Here is a 22,763-nt window from a genome sequence, read left to right on the forward strand (position 1 = left end):
GTCGGGGCCGATGGTCAGCCCACCGGGACGGCGGCGGCGGGGCGCGCGGGCGTCGAGGCCGGTAGTTGCCGGTCGTGCCACCGGCTGAGCAGGGCCAGCGAGGTGACCGCGCCGACCAGCGCGAGGAACATGTCCCACTGGGTGTCCCAGACGTCGCCCTGGGTGCCGAGGAAGTCGTCGGCGGCGGAGCCACCGGCCACCGAGGACCACCACTCGATCATCTCGAAGAAGGCGCTGAAGGCCAGGCAGGCGCAGACCACCAGCGGGGCGAGCCAGCGACTGCCGCGCAGCGGGGAACGCCGGACGAGGATCTCGCGGACCAGGATCGCCGGCACGAAGCCCTGCACGAAGTGCCCGAGCCGGTCGTACGGGTTGCGGGAGAGGTCGAGGGCGTCACGTACCCAGTCGCCCAGCGGGACCCGCGCGTAGCTCCAGTGCCCGCCGACGACGAGGACCAGCGCGTGCGCCGCCAGCAGGCAGCACAGCAGGGTGGTCAGCGGGAAGCGCCGCCACACCAGCAGCACCACCGGCACGCCGACGATCACCCAGACCGTCTCCAGCAGCCAGGTCAGCCGGTCGTACGGCCGGATGCCGGACAGCACCAGCGCCGCGACGACGAGGCCCAGCAGCACCGGCGGGACGAGGGTACGGGCCCGGGTCACGGCGACCACCTGTTCGATGTGTGGGGGCCGCCCAGTCGCCGCCCGGCCGCCGACGATAACAGCGCCCACATCGGAGCGCCGTCGTCGGGCCGCCCGTCCGTCGGACCGGTGGGGCGGATGTCCGGGCCTGCCCGGTCGGCACCGACCGGCGGGGTTTGCCCGAATCAATGGGTGTCGATACGGTGCAGGCGGCCCGTCCCGGCATCCCGTCACCGCAGAAGGAGCCCCATGCCACCCGCCTCCCGCACCCGAGGTCCCCGTCCCCGACGGCTCGGCCTGCTGGTCGTCACCGTCCTCGCCCTGGTCGCCGCCGCCACCGTCGTCGCACCGCCGGCCGCCTCCGCGGCCACCGTCGACACCGGCGTCGACTACGTGCTCGTCAACCGCAACAGCGGCAAGGCGATGGACCTGTACGACTGGTCCACCGCCGACGGCGCGCCGGTCAGGCAGTACACCCGCAACGACCTCGCCGTGCAGCGGTGGCGGTTCGTCGACGTCGGCGGCGGCTACTACCAGCTCCGCTCGGCGCACAGCGGCAAGGTCCTCGAACTGCCCAACGCCGTCGACGGCACCCCCCTGGTGCAGAACCCGGCGACCGGCGGCAACACCCGGCAGCACTTCCGGCTCGTCGACTCGGCCGGCGGCTACGTCCGGCTGCTCAACCGGCACTCCGGCAAGGCCCTCGACGTGTGGGAACGGTCCACCGCCGACGGGGCGACGATCTCGCAGTACCAGGACCTCGACGGGACCAACCAGCAGTGGCAGCTCGCCCGGCCGGGCGGCACGGCCGACTGCGGCAGCGGCGCGTTCCAGGCCGAGGCGGTGCTGGCCGGCGGCACCTGGACCGTCCGCAACGGTGGCACGACCGTACACACCGGCACCGACCTGCGGGCCGCCGGGCAGGCGGCGGTGAACAGCCTCACCCCCGGCCGGACCAGCAAGCAGCGGGTGGTGGTGCGCGGCTCGGGCACGATGAGCGCCAACTCGCGCATCTCGCTGCCCAGCTACACCACCCTCGACGTGTGCGGGACGATCAACGTCACCGGCACCGGCTCCGGTGACCAGGCCCCCGTCTACTCCCGGGGCACCACCCAGGTCGAGGTGCAGCACCTCACCCTCACCGGCACCCCGCTGTACGGGGTCTTCCTGCGCAACGTCACCGACGTCGTGCTGGGGCAGCTCGACATGCGGCTCTCCGCCGGCCTCGGCGTCCGCATCGACAACCGGGGCGACACCAGCCAGTGGACCCGCAACGTCCGGATCGACACCGTGTACGTCTCCGGTGCCAGCTCCCACGCGGTGGAGACGTACGGCGTCGACGGGCTGACCCTGGGCACCGTCACCGCCCGCAACGTCGGCGAGTCCGGCCTGCTGCTCAACCAGACCATCAACGCCACCGTCACCACCGTCGACGCGGAGAACGCCGGCACCGGCACCGGCTACGCCGCGTTCCGGATGGCCAACCGCAACGGCCGCATCGGCGACAGCTACCCGACCAACATCCGGGTCGGCACCGTCCGGGCCCGGGGCGGCGGCCGGGGCGTGTTCTGCGTCTCCGAGTCCGGCGGCGCGACGATCGACCGGGTCGACATCGCCAACACCGGAAACAACGCCGTGCTGATCGAGAACTGCTACGGGGTGAGCCTGGCCACCAACGGCGGCACGATCAGCGGCGGCGGCGAGGTCCGGCTCGCCGAACGCGCCGAGTTCCCCGGCAACCGGGACCTCGCCCTGCGCAACTTCACCCTGGTCAACAACCGGATCGTGGAGAACCCCTGCGCCGACAACCTGACCATCAGCAACATCACCCTGAACAACGCGACAATCGTCCGCTGCTGACCCCCGGGCGGGGGCGTCGGCGGCGTGTCGGCGGCATGTCGGCGCCGTGTCAGCCGGCCGGCGCACGCTGGCCGGCATGACAGCTGAGTTGATGATCGAAGCCGAGGGCCTGGTCAAGACCTTCGGGTCCACCCGGGCGTTGCAGGGGGTGGACCTCGCCGTGCCCCGGGGCACCGTGCTCGGGGTGCTCGGCCCGAACGGGGCCGGCAAGACCACCGCCGTGCGTATCCTGTCCACGCTGTTGACCCCGGACGCCGGCACCGCCCGGATCAACGGCCTCGACGTGGTACGCCAGGCCGAGCGGGTCCGGCAGTCCATCGGCCTCACCGGCCAGTACGCCTCGGTCGACGAGGACCTGACCGGACGGCAGAACCTGGAGCTGTTCGGGACGCTGCTGGAACTCGGCCGGGCCGGCGCGCGGCGGCGGGCGGCCGAACTGCTCGACTGGTTCGACCTGACCGCCGCCGCGAACCGGCCGGCCAAGACCTACTCCGGCGGGATGCGCCGCCGGCTGGACCTGGCCGCCAGCCTGGTCGGCTCACCGGACGTGATCTTCCTGGACGAGCCGACGACCGGCCTCGACCCGGCCAAGCGCGAGGACATGTGGGACGTCGTCCGGTCGCTGGTGACCAACGGGGCGACCGTGCTGCTCACCACGCAGTACCTGGAGGAGGCCGACGCGCTGGCCGACGCGATCACCGTGATCGACCACGGCCGGGTCATCGCCCACGACACCCCGGACGGGCTGAAGCGGGTCGTCGGCGGGCAGACCCTGGAGGTGCGGCCGACCGACCCGGCCAACCTGGCCCCGACGGCGGCGATCCTGTCCCGGGTGGGCTCCGGCGCGCCCGCCGACGAGATCCGCAGGGGCGTGCTCGCGGTGCCGGTCACCGACGACTCCGCGTTGACCGAGAGCGTCGCCCGGCTGGCCGCCGCCGGCATCACGGTCACCGAACTCTCGCTGCACCTGCCGAGCCTCGACGAGGTCTTCTTCACCCTCACCGGCCGGACCGCGGCCGACGACGACACCACCCGTACGGAGGTCGCCGCATGAGCACCCTGACCGGCACCCCGCCCCGCACCGGGCCGACGCTGTCCACGGTCGTCGCGCAGCCCCGGCCGCTGCGGCTGCTGCGACACTCGCTGGCGCTGGCCAGACGCAGCCTGATCAAGACCTGGCGCACCCCGGAGGCGTTGATCGACGTCACCCTGCAACCGGTGCTGTTCCTGGTCATCTTCGTGTACGTCTTCGGCGGCGCGGTCGCCGGCTCCACCCACGACTACCTCCAGTACCTGCTGCCGGGCATCCTGGCGCAGACCATCGCCACCGGGTGCATCGCGATCGGCGTCAACCTCAACACCGACATCGCCAAGGGCATCTTCGACCGGTTCCGTTCGCTGCCCGTCCCCCGGTCCGCACCGCTGGTCGGCGCGGTGTTCGGCGACGTGGTGCGGTACGTGATCGTGACCGTCTCGACGCTGGCGATCGGCTACCTGCTCGGCTTCCGGATCGAGTCCGGCCCGGTGCACGCGCTCGCCGGATGCCTGCTCGCGGTGCTGTTCGCGCTCTGCCTGAGCTGGCTGCCGGTCTACGTCGGGATGAAGGTCCGCACGCCGGGCGCGGTGCAGGGGGTGATGTTCGCGCTGATCATGCCGTTGAGCTTCGCGTCCAACGTGTTCGTCGCCGCCGGCACCCTGCCGGGCTGGATGCAGGCGGTGGTGACGGTGAACCCGCTGACCCATCTGGTGACGGCGATGCGCGGACTGTTCCTCGGCACCCCGGTCGGCAACCACGTGTGGTGGACGCTGCTGTGGTGCGCCGGCTTCGTGGCGGTGTTCATGCCACTGGCGCTGCGTGCGTACCGTCGGCGGGTCTGATCCGGCCGATCAGGTCGTCCATCAGCTCGCCGACGCGGGCGGTGGCCGCGGCGGCCGGCCGCGCCCGCCACCCGGCCAGCAACGGCTCCCGCCGCGCCTCGTCACCGAGGGCGGCGGTGAGCCGTTCCCCGACGCCCGACGGGAAGAACGCCGCCGAGTTGCTGCCCAGCCGGGTGCCGAGCGCGAACAGCTCCCGGGCGGTCCCGACGTCGTCGCGCCAGGCGGCGAGTTCCGCGCCCCCCAACGCCCAGGTCCCGATCACCGGCAGGTCCCGCGACGACAGCGCCTCCGCGCCGGCGGCGGCCAGCAGGTCGGCGGCGCGGGCGGCGGCGTCGCGCCGGGCGGCCGGCCAGACCTCGGCGACCCGCAGGCGCAGCACCGCCACCGCGACCCGCAGCACGACCCGGGGCTGCGGCGGCGGGCCGGTCCAGCCGGCCAGCGCGCGGACCACCGCGTCGGCGTGGCCGAGCGCCTCGTGGTGACGCCCGCGCTGCCAGGCGAGGCGGGCCAGTCCGAGGCTCGCCTGCGCGGTCTCGATCTCCTCGCCCTGGCCGGGGGTCGCCGTCTCGACCAACCGCCGCTCGGCCGCCGGGTCACCGCGCAGCGCGAGCTGCACGTCCAGCACCACCCGGGCGGCGCGGACGTCCTGGGTGGCGCCGAGCAGCTCCATGTGGTGCACGCCGCGTGCCAGCCACTCGGTGGAGCCGCCGTCGGTGGGGGTCAGGCCGTGCCCGACGACCTGCGCCGCCATCGCCATCCCCCAGTGGTCGCCGGCCGTCTCGAACCGACGGTACGCCTGCTCGGCGTCGGCCACCGAGGCCGCCGGCAGACCCCCGCTGTCCCCGATCGCCGCGCGGGCGAACAGGCCGAAGCCCTGCACGTACGGGTCGGGATGCTCGATCAGGGTGGTGGTGCCCGGCAGCGCCAGCTCCGGGTCGAGCTGGTCGAACGCCGGCAGCACGGAGGCGAGCACCGCGTGCCGGGAGGAGACCTTCCGGGGCCGCTCGGCCAGCAGCCGGGACAGGGCCCGGCGGGCGAGCACGGCGAGCCGGAGCGGGCCGGTGATGCCGGCGTTGACCACCACCAGCAGACACATCCAGGCCAGCCGGTCGGCGTCGGGCAACGACCGACCGCTGGCCCGGCCGGAGACGATCGCCGAGCCGCGTCGCCGCTCGGGGGTGTCGAGGTGCAGCAGGCCCCGGGACCAGCCGGAGACCTCCAGGTGCAGGCCCCGCACCGCCCACAGGTGGAACAGCGGGGTGGCGATGTCCACCACCGCCGGTTCGTCGTCGTGCCCGGCCGCCCACCGCAGGCCGGCGACGAGATTGTCCTGCTCGGCGGCGCACCGGTCGAACGCGTCGAGCTGGTCGGGGCCGATGAACCTGTCGAGCAGCCCGACCGCCTGCCGCCGGGCCCAGCCGACCAGGCCGGCCATGGCGGCGGCGCGTTCACCGGCGGCGTCGAGCCGGGCCTCGCCGTACTCGCGGACGGTCTCCAGCATCCGGTAGCGGGGCGGGCCGTCGCCCTCGACGAGGGTCAGCAGGGACTGTTCGACCAGCCGCGCCAGCCCACGCCGGACGTCGGGGAGGCCGGCGACGGCGGCGGCGAGGTCGGCGGTGAACGGGGCGGGGACCACCGCGACCCGCTGGAGCAGGTCCCGGTCGGCGGGGGCGAGCAGTTCCCGGCTCCAGTCGACCATCGCCCACAGGCTCGCGTGCCGCTCCGGCAGGCCGCGCAGCGCGGCGTCGAGCAGCGCGAACCGGTCGGTCAACCCGGCGAGCACGTCGTCGATCGGCATGTGCCGCAGCCGGGCGGCGGCCAGTTCGAGGGCCAGCGGCAGGTTGTCCAGCCGGTGACACAGCGCCAACGCCCGGTCGGTGTCCCAGGTGGGCACCGCACCCCCGGCGCGCGCCCGGGACTCGACCAGCGCCACCGCGTCGGCGTCGGGCAGCACGGTCAACCGGTGCACCCGTTCCCCGGCCAGACCCAGCGGCGCCCGGCTGGTCGCCAGCACGGCCACCTCCGGTGGGCACACCGCGACCAGGTCCGCGACGACCGTCGCCACCGGGTCCAGGAGGTGTTCACAGTTGTCCAGCACCACCAGGCCGTCGAGTTCCGGCGCCAGGGCACCCAGCCGCTCCTGCGGGGCGAGCACCCGGCGGTCGAGGCCCAGGGTGCCGCCGGCCGTCGTGGTGTCCGCCCCGCCGAGGGCCGCCAGGACGGCGGGCAGCACCTCCTCGGCGGCCCGCAGGCCGGCCAGTTCGATCACCCGGGCCGGCCGGCCGGCTGCCACCGCCCGGCGTACCACCTCGGCGGCGAGCCGGGTCTTGCCCGCGCCGCCGGTGGCCACGACGGTCACCAGGGCCGCCTCGGTCAGCGCCGCCTCCACCGCCTCGACGTCCCGTTCCCGGCCGACGAGCGCGGTCACCGGCCGCCGCCACGCGGCCGGCAGGACGGTCCGGGTCGGCGCGACCGGCGACGTCGGGGCGGCCGGGGTGGTCAGCTCGCCCCGCAGCAACGCCAGGTGGACCTGGCTGATCACCGGCGACGGGTCGGTGCCGTAGCGGTCGGCCAGTTCGGTGCGCAACCGCGCGACCACCTCCAGGGCCTCGGCGTCGCGCCCCTGGGCGGCGAGCATCCGGACCAGCAGGGCGGCCGACGGCTCGTCCGGCGGGGTCCGCGCCACCAGCCGCCGCAGGTCACCGTCGTCGTACGGGCCGGGGCCGGTCAGTGCCGCCTCGGCGCGCAACGCGACGACGTCGGCGAACAGCCGGCTGGTCGCCTCGGTGTCCCACTCCGGGACCTCGGGGAACAGCGCCCGGGCCGCATCGGCGGCGTCCCGGGCGGCCGGCCCGGCACCGTCGCGCAGGGCGGCCCGACCCCGCTCCAGCAGCGACCGGGCCCGGACCGCGTCGACGGTGACCTGCTCGGCGGGCAGCCGGTAGCCACCCGGCACGGCGACCACCGGCAGCCCCAGCCGGCGTACCCGGGAAACCAGCGCCTGCACCGCGCCGGTCGTGTCGTCGGGCGGCGTGCCGTCCCACACCGCGTCCACCAGCAGCGCGGTGGAGACCGCCCGGCCCCGCGCGTCGACCAGCGTGCGGATCACGGCGGCGAGCCGTTCACCCCGGACCGGCCGGCCGTCGACGGCGAGCGGGCCGAGGATGCTGATCTGCACGGGTCCAGCATCCCTCACCGGGATGCCGGGCCGTCGCCGTCCCCCGCTTCAGCGGCGGGTCCGCCGCGCCCGGACGACCCCGACCAGCGCCGCCAGCAGCAGGCCGGCGACGATCACCCCGACCCCCAGCAGCAGCGACCGGGTCCCGCCGACGCCGGCCCGGGGATCGGCGGCGGGGGCCGCGCCCGGGGACCCCGCCGTCGGGGCTCCGCTGGACGCTGTCGGTGCCCGGTCGGACGCCGTCGGGGCGGGCGGGGACGACACGGCCGGCGTGCGGGCCGCCGGGCGGGCGTAGCGCAGCACCGTCGGCAGGGTGCCGGGGGGCTGGCCGGCGGTCTCGGAGACGGTGAGCAGCCAGCGGCCGTCCCGGCTGTAGCTGACCGACTCGCCCTGCGGCTCGTCGGGCAGCGCCACGACCCGGGGCGTGCCACCGGTGAGCGCCGCCACCACGTCGCCGTCGGTCACCTCGTACTCGAACGCGTCGGCGTAGGTACGCAGCACCACCGAGCGGCCGTCCGGGGCGGTGGCCCCGCCGGTGACCAGCCGGCGGCCGAAGAACGAGTACGGGTTCGGGGTCGTGGTGAGCGGCAACCGGAGCTGCCCCGCCAGCGTCAACGGCACCGTCGCGCCGGCCCGCAGCGGTCCCGCCGGGACGTAGACGCCGGCGCTGCCGCCCTGCTTGGTCACCACCACCGGCCGGCCCGCCCCGTCGAGCAGCAGCGCCTCCGCGTCGTGCGCCCCGTCGGGGTACGTCAGGCGGTGCAGCACCGGCCGGCGGGCCCCGGGCGACAGCGTCCACAGCGCCACCGTCGAACGGGTCCGGTCGTTGTCGCCGATGTCGGCGACCCAGACCGTGCCGTCCGCGCCGACCGCCAGGTCCTCGGTGTCGCGGGGCCGTGACGGGTAGGCCACCGTCCGCACCACCGCGCACCGGGTGTCGAGGAAGAAGATGCGCCGCCGGGACGCCTCGTCGGCGCCGTCGTTGACCATCACGAAGCCGGAGTCGGTGGCGACCATGCCGGAGATCTCGGTCAGCCGCCCGTCGCGGACCCGGCACACCGTGGCCGGCGCCGCCGCGCGGGCCGGGTCGGGCACGGCCACCGTCGCCGTACCGACGACGAGCAGCGTGGTGAGCAGCGCCGACCCGCGGGTGGCCGTCCGCCGCGCCATCGACCCTCCCCCGTGGCCGGCGACGCCCACCGCCGACGATCCGAGCACAGGAGCTTGCCGGTCGCCGTACGCCGCGTCAATGCCGCCACCCCGCCGGGCACTGAGGTGTACGCCACCGCGCCGTGGCCGGGTACGGGCCGGTGCGGCCGGGGGCCGGTGACTAGCCTGGGTCGGTGCCTCCACGCCTGCCCCATCCGGACCCGGGCACGCCGGACACGGCAGGGCCGCTGCGGTACATCTGGTGGCTGGTCCGCTGCCAGCCGTGGCGGGTGCTACGCGGCTCGCTGTTCGGCACGGCCTGGATGGTGGGGCTGTCGGTGCGGCCGTTCCTGGTCGCCCGCGCCGTCGACGACGGGCTGCGCACCGGCGACACCCGGGCGTTGCTCGGCTGGGTCGCCGCGATCGTGGCCGCCGGGGCGGTGCTGGCCTGGCTGGGCATCATGCGGCACCGGACCATGACGTTCATCCGCGAGGACGCCAGCGCCCGCTCGGCGGCGGTGCTGCTGCGGCAGCTCGCCCGGGTCGGCGCGGTGCTGCCCCGCCGGCTCGCCGCCGGTGACGTCGCCACCGTCGGCGGGTACGACATCGTGCGCACCTCGCAGGTGCTCACGCTGACCGGCCCCGGGGTGGGCGCGGTGCTGGCGTACGCGGTCGCGGCCGTGGTCCTCTGGTCGATCGACCCGGTGCTGGCGCTGGTGACGCTGCTCGGGGTGCCGGTGGTCGCGCTGGTCGTCGGCCCGCTGCTGCGCCGGCTGGAGCGGGCCGAGGCGGTCTACCGGCAGCAGCAGGGCGAGCTGACCACCCGGGCCGACGACATCGTCGCCGGCCTGCGGGTGCTCGCCGGGGTGGGCGGCCGGCACCTGTTCGCCCGCCGGTACGCCGCCCGGTCGCAACGGCTGCGGGCCGAGGGTTACCGGGTGGGTGCGGTGCTCAGCTGGGTCGACGCGCTGACCACCGTCATCCCCGGGGTGTTCCTCGCCGTGGTGGTGTGGCTGGCCGCCCGCACGGCCGTGGCGGGCGGGATCACCGTCGGGCAGTTGGTGGCCGTGTACGGCTACGTGGCGGTGCTCATCGTGCCGGTCTGGTTCCTGCTGGAGGGCAGCTACCAGTTGATCCAGGGCCGGGTCGCCGCCCGGCGGATCGTCGACCTGCTCCGGCTCGCCCCCGACCCGGTGGGCGGCCCGGCGACCCGTCCCGCCCCGGCCGGCCCGGCCCCGCTGCACGACCCGGACAGCGGGCTGACGGTTCCGGTGGGCCGGTTGGTCGGCGTCGCCGCCGACGACCCGGCCGACGCGGCGGCCCTGGCCGACCGGCTGGGCCGGTACGTCACCGGCGCGGTCACCTGGGGCGGGGTCCCGCTGACGGCGGTCGGGCTGGACGAGGTGCGCTCCCGCATCCTCGTCGCCGACCACGACGGGTACCTCTTCGCCGGGACGCTGCGGCAGATCCTCGCCGGCCCGCACGGGCCCGTCGACGACGCCCGGATCGACGCGGCGGTGCACGTGGCGTCGGCCCGCGACGTCGTCGAGGGGCTGCCCGACGGCCTCGACGCCCCGGTCGGCGACCGGGCCCGTACCCTCTCCGGCGGCCAGCGGCAGCGGGTCCGGCTGGCCCGTGCCCTGCTCGCCGACCCGGAGGTGCTGATCCTGGTCGACCCGACGTCGGCGGTGGACGCGCACACCGAGGCCCGGGTGGCGCAGCGCCTGCGGCAGGCCCGGTCGGGTCGCACCACGGTGCTGCTGAGCACCTCGCCGGTGCTGCTCGGGCACGCCGACACCGTCGCCCACCTGCGCGGCGGCCGGGTCACCGGCACCGGGACGCACGCCGCGCTGCTGGCCGCCGACCCGGACTACCGGCGGTTGGTCTCCCGGACCGGCGGCACCGACGACGCGCCGGTCGGGCGGCCCGGACGATGACGAAACTCCCGGTCGCGGGCCCGGCGGTGGTCCGGCGGGCCGCCCGTGACGTGCTCGCCGGCGACCGGTGGGCGGTCGTCGGGGTGCTGGCGTTGCACAGCGCCGCCGCCCTCGCCGGGCTGACCGTGCCGTGGCTGATCGGGCGGATCGTCGACCAGGTCACGGCCGGGGCCGGGGTGGGCGCGGTGGACCGGTTGGCGCTGGCGATCGGTGGCTGTGTGCTGGTGCAGGGGTTGCTCGCCCGCTACGCCCAGTACGCCGGTCACCGGTTCGGCGAGCGGGCCGTGGCCCGGCTCCGCGAGGACTTCGTGACCCGCCTGCTCGGCCTGCCCGTCTCGGTGGTCGAGCACGCCGGCACCGGTGACCTGGCCACCCGTAGTTCGGTGGACGTGTCCACGGTGGGCACCATGCTGCGCGACGTGGTGCCGGTGGTGGTCATCGCGGGAACCCAGTTGACGCTGCTGTTCGGCGCGGTGTTCCTGCTGGACCCGCTGCTCGGCCTGGTCGCGCTCGCCGGGCTGCCGTCGATCGTGGCGGTGGTGCGCTGGTACCTGCGCCGGGCCGCCCCGGCCTACCTGGCCGAGGGGGCGGCGACGGCGGAGCTGACCGAGACGCTGACCACGACCGCCGAGGGCGCGCGCACCGTGGAGGCGCTGCGGCTGGGTCGGGACCGGGTGACCCACGGCAGCGCCCGGATCGGCGCGGTGTGGGCCACCCGGCGGGCCACCCTCGCCCTGCGGTCGGTGTTCTTCCCGGTGGTGGAGGGCAGCTATCCGATCCCGATCGGGGCCGTGCTGCTCGCCGGGGGTGTGCTGCTGGCGCGGGGCCGGGTCAGCCTGGGTGAGGTGGTGGCCGCCGCGCTCTACCTGCAACAGGCGGTCGACCCGCTGGACCGGCTGTTGCTGTGGGTGGAGCAGGCGCAGCGCGGTATCGCCTCGTACGCCCGGGTGCTCGGGGTGGGGCAGGTGCCGCCGGAGCCCCGGGGCCGGGCGGCCCTGCCCACCGGGCGCGTGGTGCAGGTGCGCGGGGCGACGTTCCGGTACGCGGGCGGCCCGCAGGTGCTGCACGGCATCGACCTGACGGTCGCGGCGGGGGAACGGCTGGCCGTGGTCGGCCCGTCCGGGGCGGGCAAGTCCACCCTGGCCCGGTTGCTCGCCGGCATCGACGTGCCCGCCCGGGGGGTGGTGAGCCTCGGCGGGGTGCCGGTCACCGACCTCGACCCGGCCGAGCGCCGCCGCCGGATCGCCCTGGTCACCCAGGAACACCACGTCTTCCTCGGCACGCTGCGGGACAACCTGGCGTTCGCCGCGCCGGGGAGCACCGACGCGCAGCTGCGGGCCGCCCTGGCGGCGGTGGGGGCCGACTGGTACGCCGACCTGCCGGACGGTCTCGACACCCCGTTGGGTGCCGGGGTACGGGATCTGGGCCCGGCCGAGGCCCAGCAGGTGGCGTTGGCCCGGCTCGTCCTGGCCGACCCGGACATCCTGATCCTCGACGAGGCGACCGCCGCGTTGGACCCGACGACCGCCCGGCGTACCGAGCGGGCGCTCGGTGCGGTGCTGGCCGGACGGACGGTGATCGCCATCGCGCACCGGCTCAACACCGCGCACGACGCCGACCGGGTGGCGGTGCTGGAGGACGGCCGGATCACCGAGATCGGCCGGCACGACGACCTGGTCGCCGCCGACGGCGTCTACGCCTCCCTCTGGCGGTCCTGGCACGGCCACTGACCGGCCTCGCTCCGGGCGACAATTCCGAAAGGTTTCCCTGCCGACGCAGCTCGTGGGCAGGGATTCGACGTGCACGACCAGTTGAAGTTTCCGAAATGTTTCCGTAAAGTCATCAGGGTCGATGTGGTGGACGGTGGCCCCCGTCGTCGGCAGGCAGGTCCGGGCGGCAACGCCCGTCCCCCGCCCGGACCCCTGCCGCCACCCCGGTCGCCGCGCGGCGTAAAGCCGTTGTCGCCCCCGGCGAGGGTGGCTACGGTGCCGGGATGCTCCCGCGACACCTGACCCTGACCCTGGACGCGCGGCACCCGACCCGACTGGCCCGGTTCTGGGCCGACCTGCTCGGCCGGGACACCGTCGCCGACGGCACCGGCGGCGTCCACCTGCCCGGCACCGCCACCCGACCCGACCTGCGGTTCGTGCCGGGCCGGCCGCACCGCACCGGGCCCCACCGGATGCACCTGCACCTGACCAGCGACAGCCCCGACGACCAGCAGCGGCAGGTCGCGCGGGCGCTGGCCCTCGGCGGCAGCCACCTCGACGTCGGGCAGCGGCCCGAGGAGACGCACGTCGTGCTGGCCGACCCCGAGGGCAACGAGTTCTGCGTCATCGGGCCGGGCAACACCTTCCTCGCCGGATGCGGCCGGCTCGGGGAGGTCGCCTGCGACGGCACCCGCGAGGTCGGCCTCTTCTGGAGCCGGGCGCTGGGCTGGCCGCTGGTGTGGGACCAGGACCAGGAGACCGCCGTCCAGTCACCGCACGGCGGCACGAAGGTCGCCTGGGGCGGGCCGCCCGTGGCCCCGCAGCGGGGCCACAACCCGCAGCGCTTCGACCTCACCGCCGCCGACACGTCGGCGGAGGTCGACCGGTTGGTCGCCCTCGGGGCCACCCGGCTCGACGCCACCGCCGACGGGGTCGTCCTGCTGGCCGACCCGGACGGCAACGCGTTCGGGGTGACGGCACGCTGAGCCCACCCGCCGGGTCCACCGCCTACCGGGGCGTGCCCGCCGCCCGCAGGCCGTCGTACAGGGCGCGGGCCACCACGGCCGGGACGTAGCCGGCGCGGGCGCTGTCCACGTACACCACCCGGTAGCCGTCGGCGGTGTGCAGCGTGCCGCCGCCGTCGAGCAGCCGCCGCTGGTTCGCCGCGGACAGGTTCTGCCCCGGGTTGGCCACCAGCCACCGCCGCGCCGGATCGGCCCGGAACGCCTCACGCAGGCCCGGCAGCAGCGACAGGTACCGGTCGCCGCCCGGCGGCTCGGGCGCGGTCACCGGATAGATGGTGACCACGTTCTTGCCGGCCGCCGCCCGGACCAGCGGGGAGTCGGTGACCAGCCCGGCGTACGCCGCCCGGGACATCATCACCTTCAGCATCACCAGCGCGAACCCGGCCTGCCGGGTGCCCAGGTAGCTCTTGACCGTCTCGTTGTCGGGCACCAGCCGCCCGAACGGCTCCCGGGCACCGGTCAGCGGCACCGTGTCCAGGGTCTCGTCGTTGCCGACCAGCGGGTCCAACAGGTACCCCTCGCCGCCCGGGTCGGCCGGCAGCGCCGCCCGCAGATCGGGGTGCCCGTTGGTCCTGGCCCAGGCGAGGAAGGCCACCAACTCGGTACGCATCGCCACCCGCTCCCGGGCCACCGTCGCCTCGTCGGTGGTCGCGGTGTTCGTCGGGGTGAACCGGAAGGCACTCGGATAGCCGGCCAGCCGGTCGACCAGGACGTCGGCGGCCGGCGACGGCGTACCGGTGGGCGTCGCCGGGCCCCCGGCCGCCGCCGACGGTCGGGGGTCGCCGCGCCCGGAGCAGCCGACCAGCAGTCCGCCCAGGGTGAGCCCCGCCAACCCCAGCAGCCGGCGGCGGCTCGGCCCGGTCACGACCCGTCCCCGAGCTGGCGGCGCAGCAGGGCGGCGTACGCGGCCTCGGCGATCAGCTGGCAGCGCCGGCGGGACACCCCGAGGGCGGACCCGGCGGTGAGGATCGCGTCGCGGACCGCCTCGGCCTGGGCCAGCACCTCCGGGGCGACCACCACGTCGGTACGACGCGAACGCGGTCGCAGCCGACGCCACAGCCGACGCCAGCCCCGCTCGGCGGCGGGGGCCAGCACCTGGGTCAGCGCCGCCGCCAGCACCGGGTAGACCACCGTCACGAGCAGGCCGTCGTCCAGCCCGACGCCGATCCGTCCCCCGTGCCACCGCCCGCCCCGCCCCGGTGTCCCCAGCTCACCGGCGAGCCAGGCGGCGGTCACCTCCGGCAGCAGCGCCGACTCCTGCGGCGCGGCGGCCAGCACCACCTCCCGCGCGAGATCGCTGAGCAGCATCGGCCCCGGCCGGGCCGTCAGATCCGTCATGGTGCACCGCCGATCGGTCGCAGGGTCGGTAGGTCGATGGTGGAGGGTCGCCGCCAGCGGGTCGGGTGCCGGCGGATCACGCGGTCAGGAATCGAGGGCGTGCACGACCAGGCGGGCGCCGACCACCGCCAGGTCGTCCAGGAGCAGCTGCTCCTTCGGCTCCAACTGGTCACGGAACGGGATGCCGAGGGCGATCTCGGCGGACAGCACGGTGCGCCCCACCGCGACGACGACCCGCGTCCCCCCGGCGACGGCGGGCAACCCGCCCAGCGTCGACGAGTCGGTGATCCTGACCCGCAGGCTGTCGTACGGCAGGTCGGCGCGGGGCACGGCCACCGTCCACCGGTGCGCGACGCCCCCGTCGGCCAGCGCCGACGGGTACGACCAGCGGGGGCAGGCGGCGACGGCGTCCCGGGCCGCCGCGAGCACCCGGGCCGCCGCGTCGGCCGACGGGTACGACGTCAGCCGCAGCTGGAAGGTCGCGCCCAGCGGCGGCAACGTGGTCGCCGGCACCGCCAGCACGACCGTGCCCTCGGCCGACGCCGGCCGGGCCCGCTCGGCGCGGGCGTCGGCGGCGAACCGGTCGGCGCAGGCCGACGGACGCACCCCCGCCGGGTCGGTCACCCCGAACGGGCTGAGCCCCGGCGCGGGGGTCCAGTCCGCCGGCAGGCTGCGTCGCGCCTCGACCAGGGCGGCGTCGACGGCGGCCCGGTCCAGCGGCCGGCCCGGGTCCCGGGCGGCCGGGCGGGGTCGTCCGTCGTCCGGCGCGGCGGGTTCCACCCGGGCCGACCGCAGCAGGTCCCAGTCACCGGCCCGCCCGGTCACCGGCGCGGTCCAACCCGCCGCCACCCCACCGACCACCGCCACGGCCACGGCCACCGCCGCGGCGAGCACCGGCAGTGGCCAGGACGCCCGGGGACCGCCGCGCCGCACCGGCCGGCGGCGGCGGGCCCGCACCCACCACCCGGTCCACAGCTCACGCAGGAGCAGCACCGGGGGCGACGCGACCACCAGCGCGCCGAGCAGCAGCCACGCCGGCCGTTCGAGGAAGGCGAGCAGGTGCGACGGCACCGGGTCGGCCCCGCCGACGACGTCCCGGGCGACGTGGACGGTCCCGGCGGCGACGGTGACCCCGACACCGGCCGTCCAGGCCACGGCGGTGCCCCGGACCCCACGGGCGAGCAGCACCACCGACGCGACGCACCAGCCGGCCGCCGCGCACAGCCACCAGCGGAGGAAGAGCAGGAAGAAGGCGTCCCCACCGGCGGTCCGGCCGGCCACCAGCCCGGTCGCGGCGAGGCCGGCGACGACCGCCGTACCGCCGGTCAGCAGGACCAGCGCGGCCAGCCGCCGGGGGCCGGCGGCGACCGGCACCGGCGGCATGTCCGGCGGGGATGCCGCCGGTCGTGCTGGCCGGCGGGGGCGGGCGGGTCGGCGTACCAGGAGCAGGGCGGCCAGCGGCACCGCCGCCAGGGCCACCCGGGCGGCGAGACCGGGGGTGCTCCACAGGGCCCGGTCGATCGGCCCGCTGTGCCAGGCCCAGTGGCCGAACACCAGCAGGGTGGCGGTGGTCAGGACCGCCGTCAACAGGGACGCCACCGCGAGCACCGTGGCGACCAGGGTCACCCTGCGGCGCACCCCCGACGGCACCCGCGCCGCCGCCTCGGCGAACCCGACGGCCACCGCGGCGACCCCGACCAGCACCGGCAGCAGCGCGGCGGACGCACCGAGGTGGAAGCCGGCGAGGAACACCCCGTACACCGGGCTGGTCGCCCCGTAGCCGGGCAGGAGGTATCCGCCGGCCAGGCCGAGCCCGGAGCCGAGCATCCGCGACCAGCGCCGCCGTACCGACGCGGGGCGGCGGGACCACAGCGGCACCACGACCACGGCCCAGCACACGGCCGCGACGGCCACCGCGACGTCACCGGCGCTGCCTGGCGGGACCGGGCCGACCCCGTGCGTCAGCAGCCGCAGCAGCGACTGGAAGCCGAACATCGCCACCAGGCCGACCACCACCGCGACGGTGAAGCCGTCCTCCCAGCGCGGTTCCCGGTCGGGTGCCCGGACCCGCTGCGCGCCCGTCGGGTGGCGGGCCAGCCACCGGCCCGGCCGCCACCGCCGTGCCCGGCCGGGCGGGTCATCGTCACCACCGGCGGCCGCCAGGGCGTCGCGCAGGTCGGCGTGGTCGACGGCGAACCGGTCGGCGGCGTGTTCACGGCGGCGCAGCACCGCCGCCCGCGACAGCAGCGTCCCGGCCGCGAACAGCGCGGTGACCGGCAGGGTCAGCGCGTAGTACCGGGTCGCCGGCCCCGGGTCGACCAGCACCGGCGTCACCACCAGCACCAGGACCGGCAGGATGAGCCCACCGGTCCACCGGGTCGCCGACGCCCACGTCACGTCCCGGGCCCGGACGTGCGCCAACTCGTGCAGCAGCACCAGGTCGAGCAGGTCCGGACGGCCGTACGCGTGGGCCACCGGCACCACCACCAGCGGCCGGCCGAACGGCACCGCCGTGGTGTACGCCTGCCGGACGCCGACCGGCGCGACGACGAGCCGGGGCCGACCCCGGTCGAGCCCGAGCGTGTCGCACCAGTGGTCGAAGCGTTCCCGCACCACGGCGACGCCCCGGTCACCGGCCGGGCGACGGCGCACCCGCCGCCGCACGGCGTGGCGCGCGGACAGGCCGTCGAGCAGCACGGCCACCCCGACGAGGCCGAGCACCGCCACCGCCCCGCCCGACTGGGCCAGCCCCCGGACCAGCTCGAAACCGGTGGCGCACCGGTCGTACCGCGCGCCCCGACCGAGCAGCCGGGCGGCCTGCCCGCCGTCCGGCGGGAGGTCGTCGAGTGCCGCGCACGCCTGGACCTCGCCCCAACGGCCCAGGTCGTGCACGACGAAGACGGCGTCGCCGGCCGCCACCCCCACCCCGGCCAGGCAGAGCAGCACCAGCAGGTGCAGCCAACGCAGCCGGGTGGGCCGGCCGCGACGCGGCCCGCCGACGGCCGGCGGGCCCGGCACCGCCGCAGGCCCGGACGGGACACCCGCCGGTGGCGCGGCGTCGGCGCGGAGGTCGGATGGCGCGGCGTCGGCGCGGAGGTCGGATGGCGCGGCGTCGGCCGGGGGTTCCGGCGTGGTCTGGGGTGGACGGTGGTCCGTGCTGCCTATGCCTCACCCACTTCCCGCTCGGCGGCGGCAGGGCGAGCGTAGGGTGCCGGGCACCGGAGGGCTGTCGGATCTCCGATCGTCGCCGCCCGGACCACCCGAACAGGCGGGTCGCGGCGGGCCGGGTGTCGCCGCCGGATGGGCCGTCCGGCGCGCGGACGGGGTCAGTCCACGAAGGTGACCGTGGTCAGCTCGGTCAGGCCGGAGATGGTCAGGACGCTGCCCAGCAGCGGGTTCGCCACCACCCGCAACCGGTCGACGTGGGCGAACAACGCGGCGAGGGCGGCGCTGTCCAGGTATTCCACCCCGGTCAGGTCCACGGTCAGCAGGTGCCCGTCGACCACCGCGTCGGCGATCGCGGCCCGGAACCGGTCGGCGTTGCTCATGTCGATCTCACCGGCGACGGTCAGCAGCGGGGCGCCGTCGGGCTGCCGGCCGGTGGCCAGGTCCAGGGGCGTGTTCATGCGGGAATCCTCGTGTGCAGCTCGACGGTGGTGCCGGCGTCGGTGGTCCGGATGTCCACGTGCGACATCAACGCGCGCATCAGGTTGATGCCGCGTCCCCGGTCGTGGTCTATCTCGGGCACCTTCCACCGCCCGGAGTCGACCACCGTGACGAACAGGTCGGTGCCCGCAGCCACCGCGAGCAGCCGGATCAGCCCGGGCCGGGCGCCGCGGTGGCCGTGCTCGACCGCGTTGGCGCACGCCTCACCGGTGGCCACCAGCACGTCCTGGGCCAGGTGCGGGTCGGCGCCGGTGCGGCGCAGCCACTGGCGCAGGGTGGAGCGCACCGGGGCCATCTGCGACCGGTCGGCGGGGAACGACAGCTCCAGCGGAGCCGGGTGACGGTAGAGCAGCAGGGCGATGTCGTCGTACCCGCCCTGCGGGGTCATCCGCCGCATCACCCGGTCGGCGAGCTGCTCCACCCCGGCGGTGTGGTCCTCCCGGACGGCGGAGGCGGCCTGCGCGATCCCGGTGTCGAGGGACTGGCGGCGGCGTTCCACCAGGCCGTCGGTGTAGAGCAGCAGCACGGCCCGGGGCGGCACGACGCTTGTCGCGTCGGGGCGGCCACCGCGCGACGGGATGCCCAGCGGGCTGCCCCGGCCGGCGGCCAGCAGTTCGGTGTGGCCGTCGGGGTGGGTGAGGATCGCCGGCGGGTGCCCGGCACTGCTGTAGGTCAGCTTCCCGGTCTCCGGGTCGAGGATGCCGCAGAACACGGTGGTGCAGGCCGCGCCGGGCAGCATCCGGGCGAACCGGTCCAGGGCGGTGAGCACCTGCGCCGGGCCGGACGCCTCCAGCAGCAGCGCCCGGCAGGCGCTGCGCAGCTGCCCCATCACGGCGGCGGCGGGCAGGCCCCGGCCGACGCAGTCGCCGACGACGATGCCGATCCGGCCGTCGGGCAGGTTCACCGCGTCGTACCAGTCGCCGCCGACCTCGAGGGGGCGGGTCGCCGGCTCGTAGCGGACGGCGAACCCGGCGGGGAGTTCGGCCGGGCCGAGGATGGAGCGTTGCAGGGCGACCGCCACCTCACGTTGCTGGTCGGCGGCGTGGGCCCGGTGCAACGCCTGCCCGAGCGCCCCGCACAGCAGCAGCAGGAGCATCTGGTCCTCGGTGCCGAAGCCCCGTGCCGGGTCGAGTTCGAGCCAGACCACCAGCGGGCCCTGCGGCGCGTCGACCGTGGTGCCGACGCCGGCGGGCCGGGTCCCGGTGGCCGGGTCGATGGTGATCCGCAGGGGTGGCTGCGCCCGCAGCGCGGTGACCGTCTCGCGGACCGGGTCGGACAGCTGCCCCCAGTCGGTGCCGGGGGTGGCGGTCACCGTCGGCGTGCCGTCGGGCGTCCAGTGGGTGGCGACCGCCCGGTGGGCCTGCCAGAGCTGGCGTAGCTCCTCGACGCCGGCGCGCAACGCCTCGCTGGTGCTGGCCGCCCGGGACAGCCGCTGGTTGAGGGTGCTGAGGGCGGTCTCCCGCTGCACCGCGTACCGTTCGGCGGTGACGTCGCGGATGGTGCCGACGACCATCCGCCGTCCCTGGTCGTCGGTGACCGCGTTGAAGGCGACCGCCGTCCACAGCCGGTGCCCGTCGCGGTGCCGCAACGGCACCACGAACGATCCGTGGGCGACGGTCATCGCCTGGGCGAACGCGTCGGCCACCAGCCGGTTGGCCGAGGCGTCGGCGACGTCGTCGGGCCACCACGGGTAGCGGGGACGGTAGGGCAGGCCCTCGGGGCCGTACCCGAACAGCTCGGCGAAGGCGGTGTTCATCTCCACCAGCGCGCCGTCGGCGTCGAGGACGAAGAACCCCTCCTGCAACGAGTTGATCATCGCGGCCCGCCAGTTGGCGTGGTGGTTGCGCAACCGGGCCAGGTCGACGTTGGCCCGGACCCGGGCCAGCAACTCCTCGGCGGAGAACGGCTTGACCAGGTAGTCGTCGGCGCCGGCCTCCAGCCCCTCGACGGCGGCCTCCTGACCGGCGCGGGCCGACAGCAGCAGCACCGGCACCCCCATGGTGCGGGGTTCGGCGCGCAGCGCGGCGACCAGTTCGAGGCCGTCCAGGCCGGGCATCATCACGTCGCTGACGATCAGGTCGGGCGGTGCGGTCCGGGCCCGGGCCAGCGCGGCGAGCCCGTCGCCGACGGCGGTGACGTCGTAGCGGGACCGCAGCAGCCGGTGCAGGTACTCGCGCATGTCGGCGTTGTCGTCGGCGATCAGCACCCGGGGCCGGTCCGCGCCCGGCAGGTCGACCGGCGACGGCTGCGGCACCGGGCGGTCGTCGGTGTCGGCGGCCGGCAGCCAGCGCAGCGCCTCCTCGACGAACGGTTCGGCGCTGTCCGACGGCACCGGCGCGCCGACGCCGGTGACGACGTGCTCGGCGGGCAGGTGGGCGACGCCGTACGGCAGCCGTACGGTGAAGGTGGTGCCGACGTCCGGGGTGCTGTCCACGGTGATCGTGCCGCCGTGCAGGCCGACCAGTTCCCGGACCAGGGCCAGGCCGATGCCGCTGCCCTCGTGGGAGCGGGACCGGGCCTGCGGCACCCGGTGGAAGCGCTCGAACAGCCGGGGGATCTCGTCGGCCGGCACCCCGATGCCGGTGTCGACGACCTGCACCGTCGGCGTGCCGTCACGTTCGGCCACCGCGACCCGGATGCCACCGTGGAAGGTGAACTTGAGGGCGTTGCTGAGCAGGTTGAGCACCACCTTCTCCCACATCGCCCGGTCGACGTGCACCGGCCCCGACAACGGCGGGCAGTCCACGTCGAGGGTGAGGCCGGCGCGTTCGACCGCCGCCCGGAACACGCTGGCCAGCTCGGCGGTGAACCGGGACAGGTCGACGGGCTCGTAGCTGGCCTGCATCCGGCCGGCCTCGATGCGGGAGAAGTCGAGCAGCGCGGTGACCAGCTTGCCCAGCCGCAACGCGTTGCGGTGCATGACGTCCAGCTCGTCGCGGACCTGCGCGTCCCCGTCGCCCAGCCGGGCCCGCAGCTCCTGCAACGGGCCGCTGATCAGCGTGAGCGGGGTGCGGAACTCGTGGCTGATGTTGGAGAAGAACGCCGTCTTGGCCCGGTCCAGCTCCACGAGCTCCTCGGCCCGCTGCTGCTGCACCTCGTAGGCGACCGCGCCGTTGATCAGGGCGGCGCTCTGCTGGGCCACCAGGTCGAAGAAGGTGCGGTAGCCGTCGTCGAGCGCCCGGCCGGCGCTGGCGGCCAGCACGATGACGCCGATGTCCTCCGCGCCGGTCTCGCCGTGCAGCGGCAGCACCATCGCCTCGGTCGGCGCGGTCTGCCACCCGCCGGCCGGCAGTTCGCCGGCCCGGTCGACGAGGTCGGTGACGTGCGCCGGGCGACCGTCGGCGAGCACCCGGGCCACCGGCCACACCGCCACGGCGGACCCGGCCACCCGGTCGGCCTCGCCGGCTCGGGTGCTGGCGGTCAACCGTATGTCGCCGTCGCGGGCCCGCAGGTACACCGCCGCGTACGGCACGTCGGCCCCGGCCCGGCCGAGCGACCCGGCGACCAGTTCGCACGCCTCACCGACGGTACGGGCGGTGCCGGCCTGGGCCCCGAGGTCCTGCAACGCGGCGAGCCGCCGCTGGCCGATCACCCGTTCGGTGGTGTCGCTGACCGCGGTGAACACGCCGCGCACCACACCGTCGTCGTCGTGCAGCGGGCTGTAGGAGTACGTCCAGTAGGTCTCCTCCCAGTAGCCGTGCCGGTTCATCGGCAGCAGCAGGTCCTCCGACCAGGTCGCCTCGCCGGTCTCCACCACGCCGCGCAGCATCGGCCCGATGATGTGCCAGATCTCGCCCCACACCTGGTCGCCGGGCTTGCCGAGGGCGGGGTGTTTGCTGCCGAGCAGCGGGCCGTAGGCGTCGTTGTAGAGGAACCGCAGCTCCGGGCCCCACCAGACGATCATGGGGAACCGGGAGGTCAGGCAGATCCGGGTGGCGGTGCGCAGGCTCGCCGGCCAGCCGTCGACCGCGCCGAGGGAGGTGGCGGGCCAGTCGAACGCGCGCATCCGGGCCGCCATCTCGCTGGCGCCGGTGAACACCGAACGCCCCGCCTCAGCCTCGGCCATCGCCGCCCTCCCGCACGTCTCGCGCAGGGACGACCGCGTGTCCGCGGTTCGTCGCCGGCCACCGGCAGAGTCTCCTGCCGTTGCGGCACAGCATGCCGCATGCGTCGCCGGAGCAGAAATCGGGCGGGGCGTACGAGCCGGCGGACGCCCGTCGTTCCCGGCCTAAGCCCCGCACCGGACAAGTCGGTTTCGGGAAAGTTTCGGCTGTCCGACCCGCGCCGGACACCGGCCCGCACGCCCGCCCGGCACTGCCCGACGGGCCGGTGCCGGACGGTCGCACCGCCGCGACGACCAGGGTGTCGCCCGACCTCCGAAA

Annotated in this window: 14 protein-coding genes; 6 read left to right on the forward strand and 8 right to left on the reverse strand. The window is 75.9% G+C overall.

From position 1 onward, the window contains the following. Positions 1-14 precede the first annotated feature (14 nt). Positions 15-662 (reverse strand): DUF2238 domain-containing protein, encoded by a 648-nt coding sequence (locus tag FJK98_RS18100; RefSeq protein ID WP_194822537.1) that lies wholly within the window; start codon positions 660-662, stop codon positions 15-17. Between the two features lie 228 nt (positions 663-890). Here FJK98_RS18100 and FJK98_RS18105 point away from each other — a divergent pair, with 228 nt between their 5' ends. The 3 genes from FJK98_RS18105 to FJK98_RS18115 all read left to right on the forward strand — a co-directional run bounded on the left by FJK98_RS18105 (position 891) and on the right by FJK98_RS18115 (position 4,379). Next, entirely contained in the window at positions 891-2,501 is a 1,611-nt protein-coding gene (locus tag FJK98_RS18105) for an RICIN domain-containing protein (protein ID WP_145920069.1), read from the forward strand. A gap of 76 nt (positions 2,502-2,577) precedes the next feature. Then, positions 2,578-3,555, forward strand: coding sequence for an ATP-binding cassette domain-containing protein (locus tag FJK98_RS18110; protein WP_145920070.1), 978 nt, complete (start codon positions 2,578-2,580; stop codon positions 3,553-3,555). Then, positions 3,552-4,379, forward strand: a complete 828-nt coding sequence (locus tag FJK98_RS18115; RefSeq protein ID WP_145920071.1) for an ABC transporter permease — start codon at positions 3,552-3,554, stop codon at positions 4,377-4,379. The genes FJK98_RS18110 and FJK98_RS18115 overlap by 4 nt, the downstream gene beginning before the upstream one ends. Here the strand turns inward: FJK98_RS18115 and FJK98_RS18120 are convergent. Next, positions 4,339-7,557, reverse strand: a complete 3,219-nt coding sequence (locus FJK98_RS18120) for a BTAD domain-containing putative transcriptional regulator (RefSeq protein ID WP_145920072.1) — start codon at positions 7,555-7,557, stop codon at positions 4,339-4,341. The genes FJK98_RS18115 and FJK98_RS18120 overlap by 41 nt on opposite strands. Positions 7,558-7,605: 48 nt before the next feature. Further along, positions 7,606-8,727, reverse strand: coding sequence for a hypothetical protein (locus tag FJK98_RS18125; RefSeq protein ID WP_240762122.1), 1,122 nt, complete (start codon positions 8,725-8,727; stop codon positions 7,606-7,608). 269 nt (positions 8,728-8,996) lie between these two features. Here FJK98_RS18125 and FJK98_RS18130 point away from each other — a divergent pair, with 269 nt between their 5' ends. From FJK98_RS18130 to FJK98_RS18140, 3 genes are all read left to right on the forward strand, one after another. Continuing rightward, positions 8,997-10,643, forward strand: a complete 1,647-nt coding sequence (locus FJK98_RS18130; RefSeq protein ID WP_205789528.1) for an ABC transporter ATP-binding protein — start codon at positions 8,997-8,999, stop codon at positions 10,641-10,643. Then, positions 10,640-12,373 (forward strand): ABC transporter ATP-binding protein, encoded by a 1,734-nt coding sequence (locus FJK98_RS18135; RefSeq protein WP_145920074.1) that lies wholly within the window; start codon positions 10,640-10,642, stop codon positions 12,371-12,373. Before FJK98_RS18130 ends, FJK98_RS18135 begins: the two co-directional genes overlap by 4 nt. A 263-nt stretch (positions 12,374-12,636) precedes the next feature. Beyond that, a complete protein-coding gene (locus FJK98_RS18140; RefSeq protein WP_145920075.1) occupies positions 12,637-13,338 on the forward strand; it encodes a VOC family protein in 702 nt (233 codons plus the stop codon). Between the two features lie 22 nt (positions 13,339-13,360). Here FJK98_RS18140 and FJK98_RS18145 read toward each other — a convergent pair whose 3' ends face one another. From FJK98_RS18145 to FJK98_RS18165, 5 genes are all read right to left on the reverse strand, one after another. Beyond that, the gene (locus FJK98_RS18145; RefSeq protein ID WP_145920076.1) at positions 13,361-14,242 is read right to left on the reverse strand and encodes a hypothetical protein; all 882 of its coding nucleotides are present in this window, start codon (positions 14,240-14,242) and stop codon (positions 13,361-13,363) included. Then, entirely contained in the window at positions 14,239-14,715 is a 477-nt protein-coding gene (locus FJK98_RS18150; protein ID WP_145920077.1) for a hypothetical protein, read from the reverse strand. Before FJK98_RS18150 ends, FJK98_RS18145 begins: the two co-directional genes overlap by 4 nt. 84 nt (positions 14,716-14,799) lie before the next feature. Continuing rightward, positions 14,800-17,733 carry a M48 family metalloprotease gene (locus tag FJK98_RS18155; protein WP_145920078.1) on the reverse strand — a complete coding sequence of 978 codons (2,934 nt, stop codon included), beginning with the start codon at positions 17,731-17,733 and terminating at the stop codon, positions 14,800-14,802. A 308-nt stretch (positions 17,734-18,041) separates the two neighbouring features. Next, entirely contained in the window at positions 18,042-18,341 is a 300-nt protein-coding gene (locus FJK98_RS18160) for an STAS domain-containing protein (protein WP_145920079.1), read from the reverse strand. Next, positions 18,338-22,447 (reverse strand): SpoIIE family protein phosphatase, encoded by a 4,110-nt coding sequence (locus FJK98_RS18165; protein WP_145920080.1) that lies wholly within the window; start codon positions 22,445-22,447, stop codon positions 18,338-18,340. Before FJK98_RS18165 ends, FJK98_RS18160 begins: the two co-directional genes overlap by 4 nt. Between the last annotated feature and the right edge of the window lie 316 nt (positions 22,448-22,763).

This window comes from Micromonospora sp. HM134 (assembly GCF_007833915.1).
Lineage (GTDB): Bacteria > Actinomycetota > Actinomycetes > Mycobacteriales > Micromonosporaceae > Micromonospora > Micromonospora wenchangensis.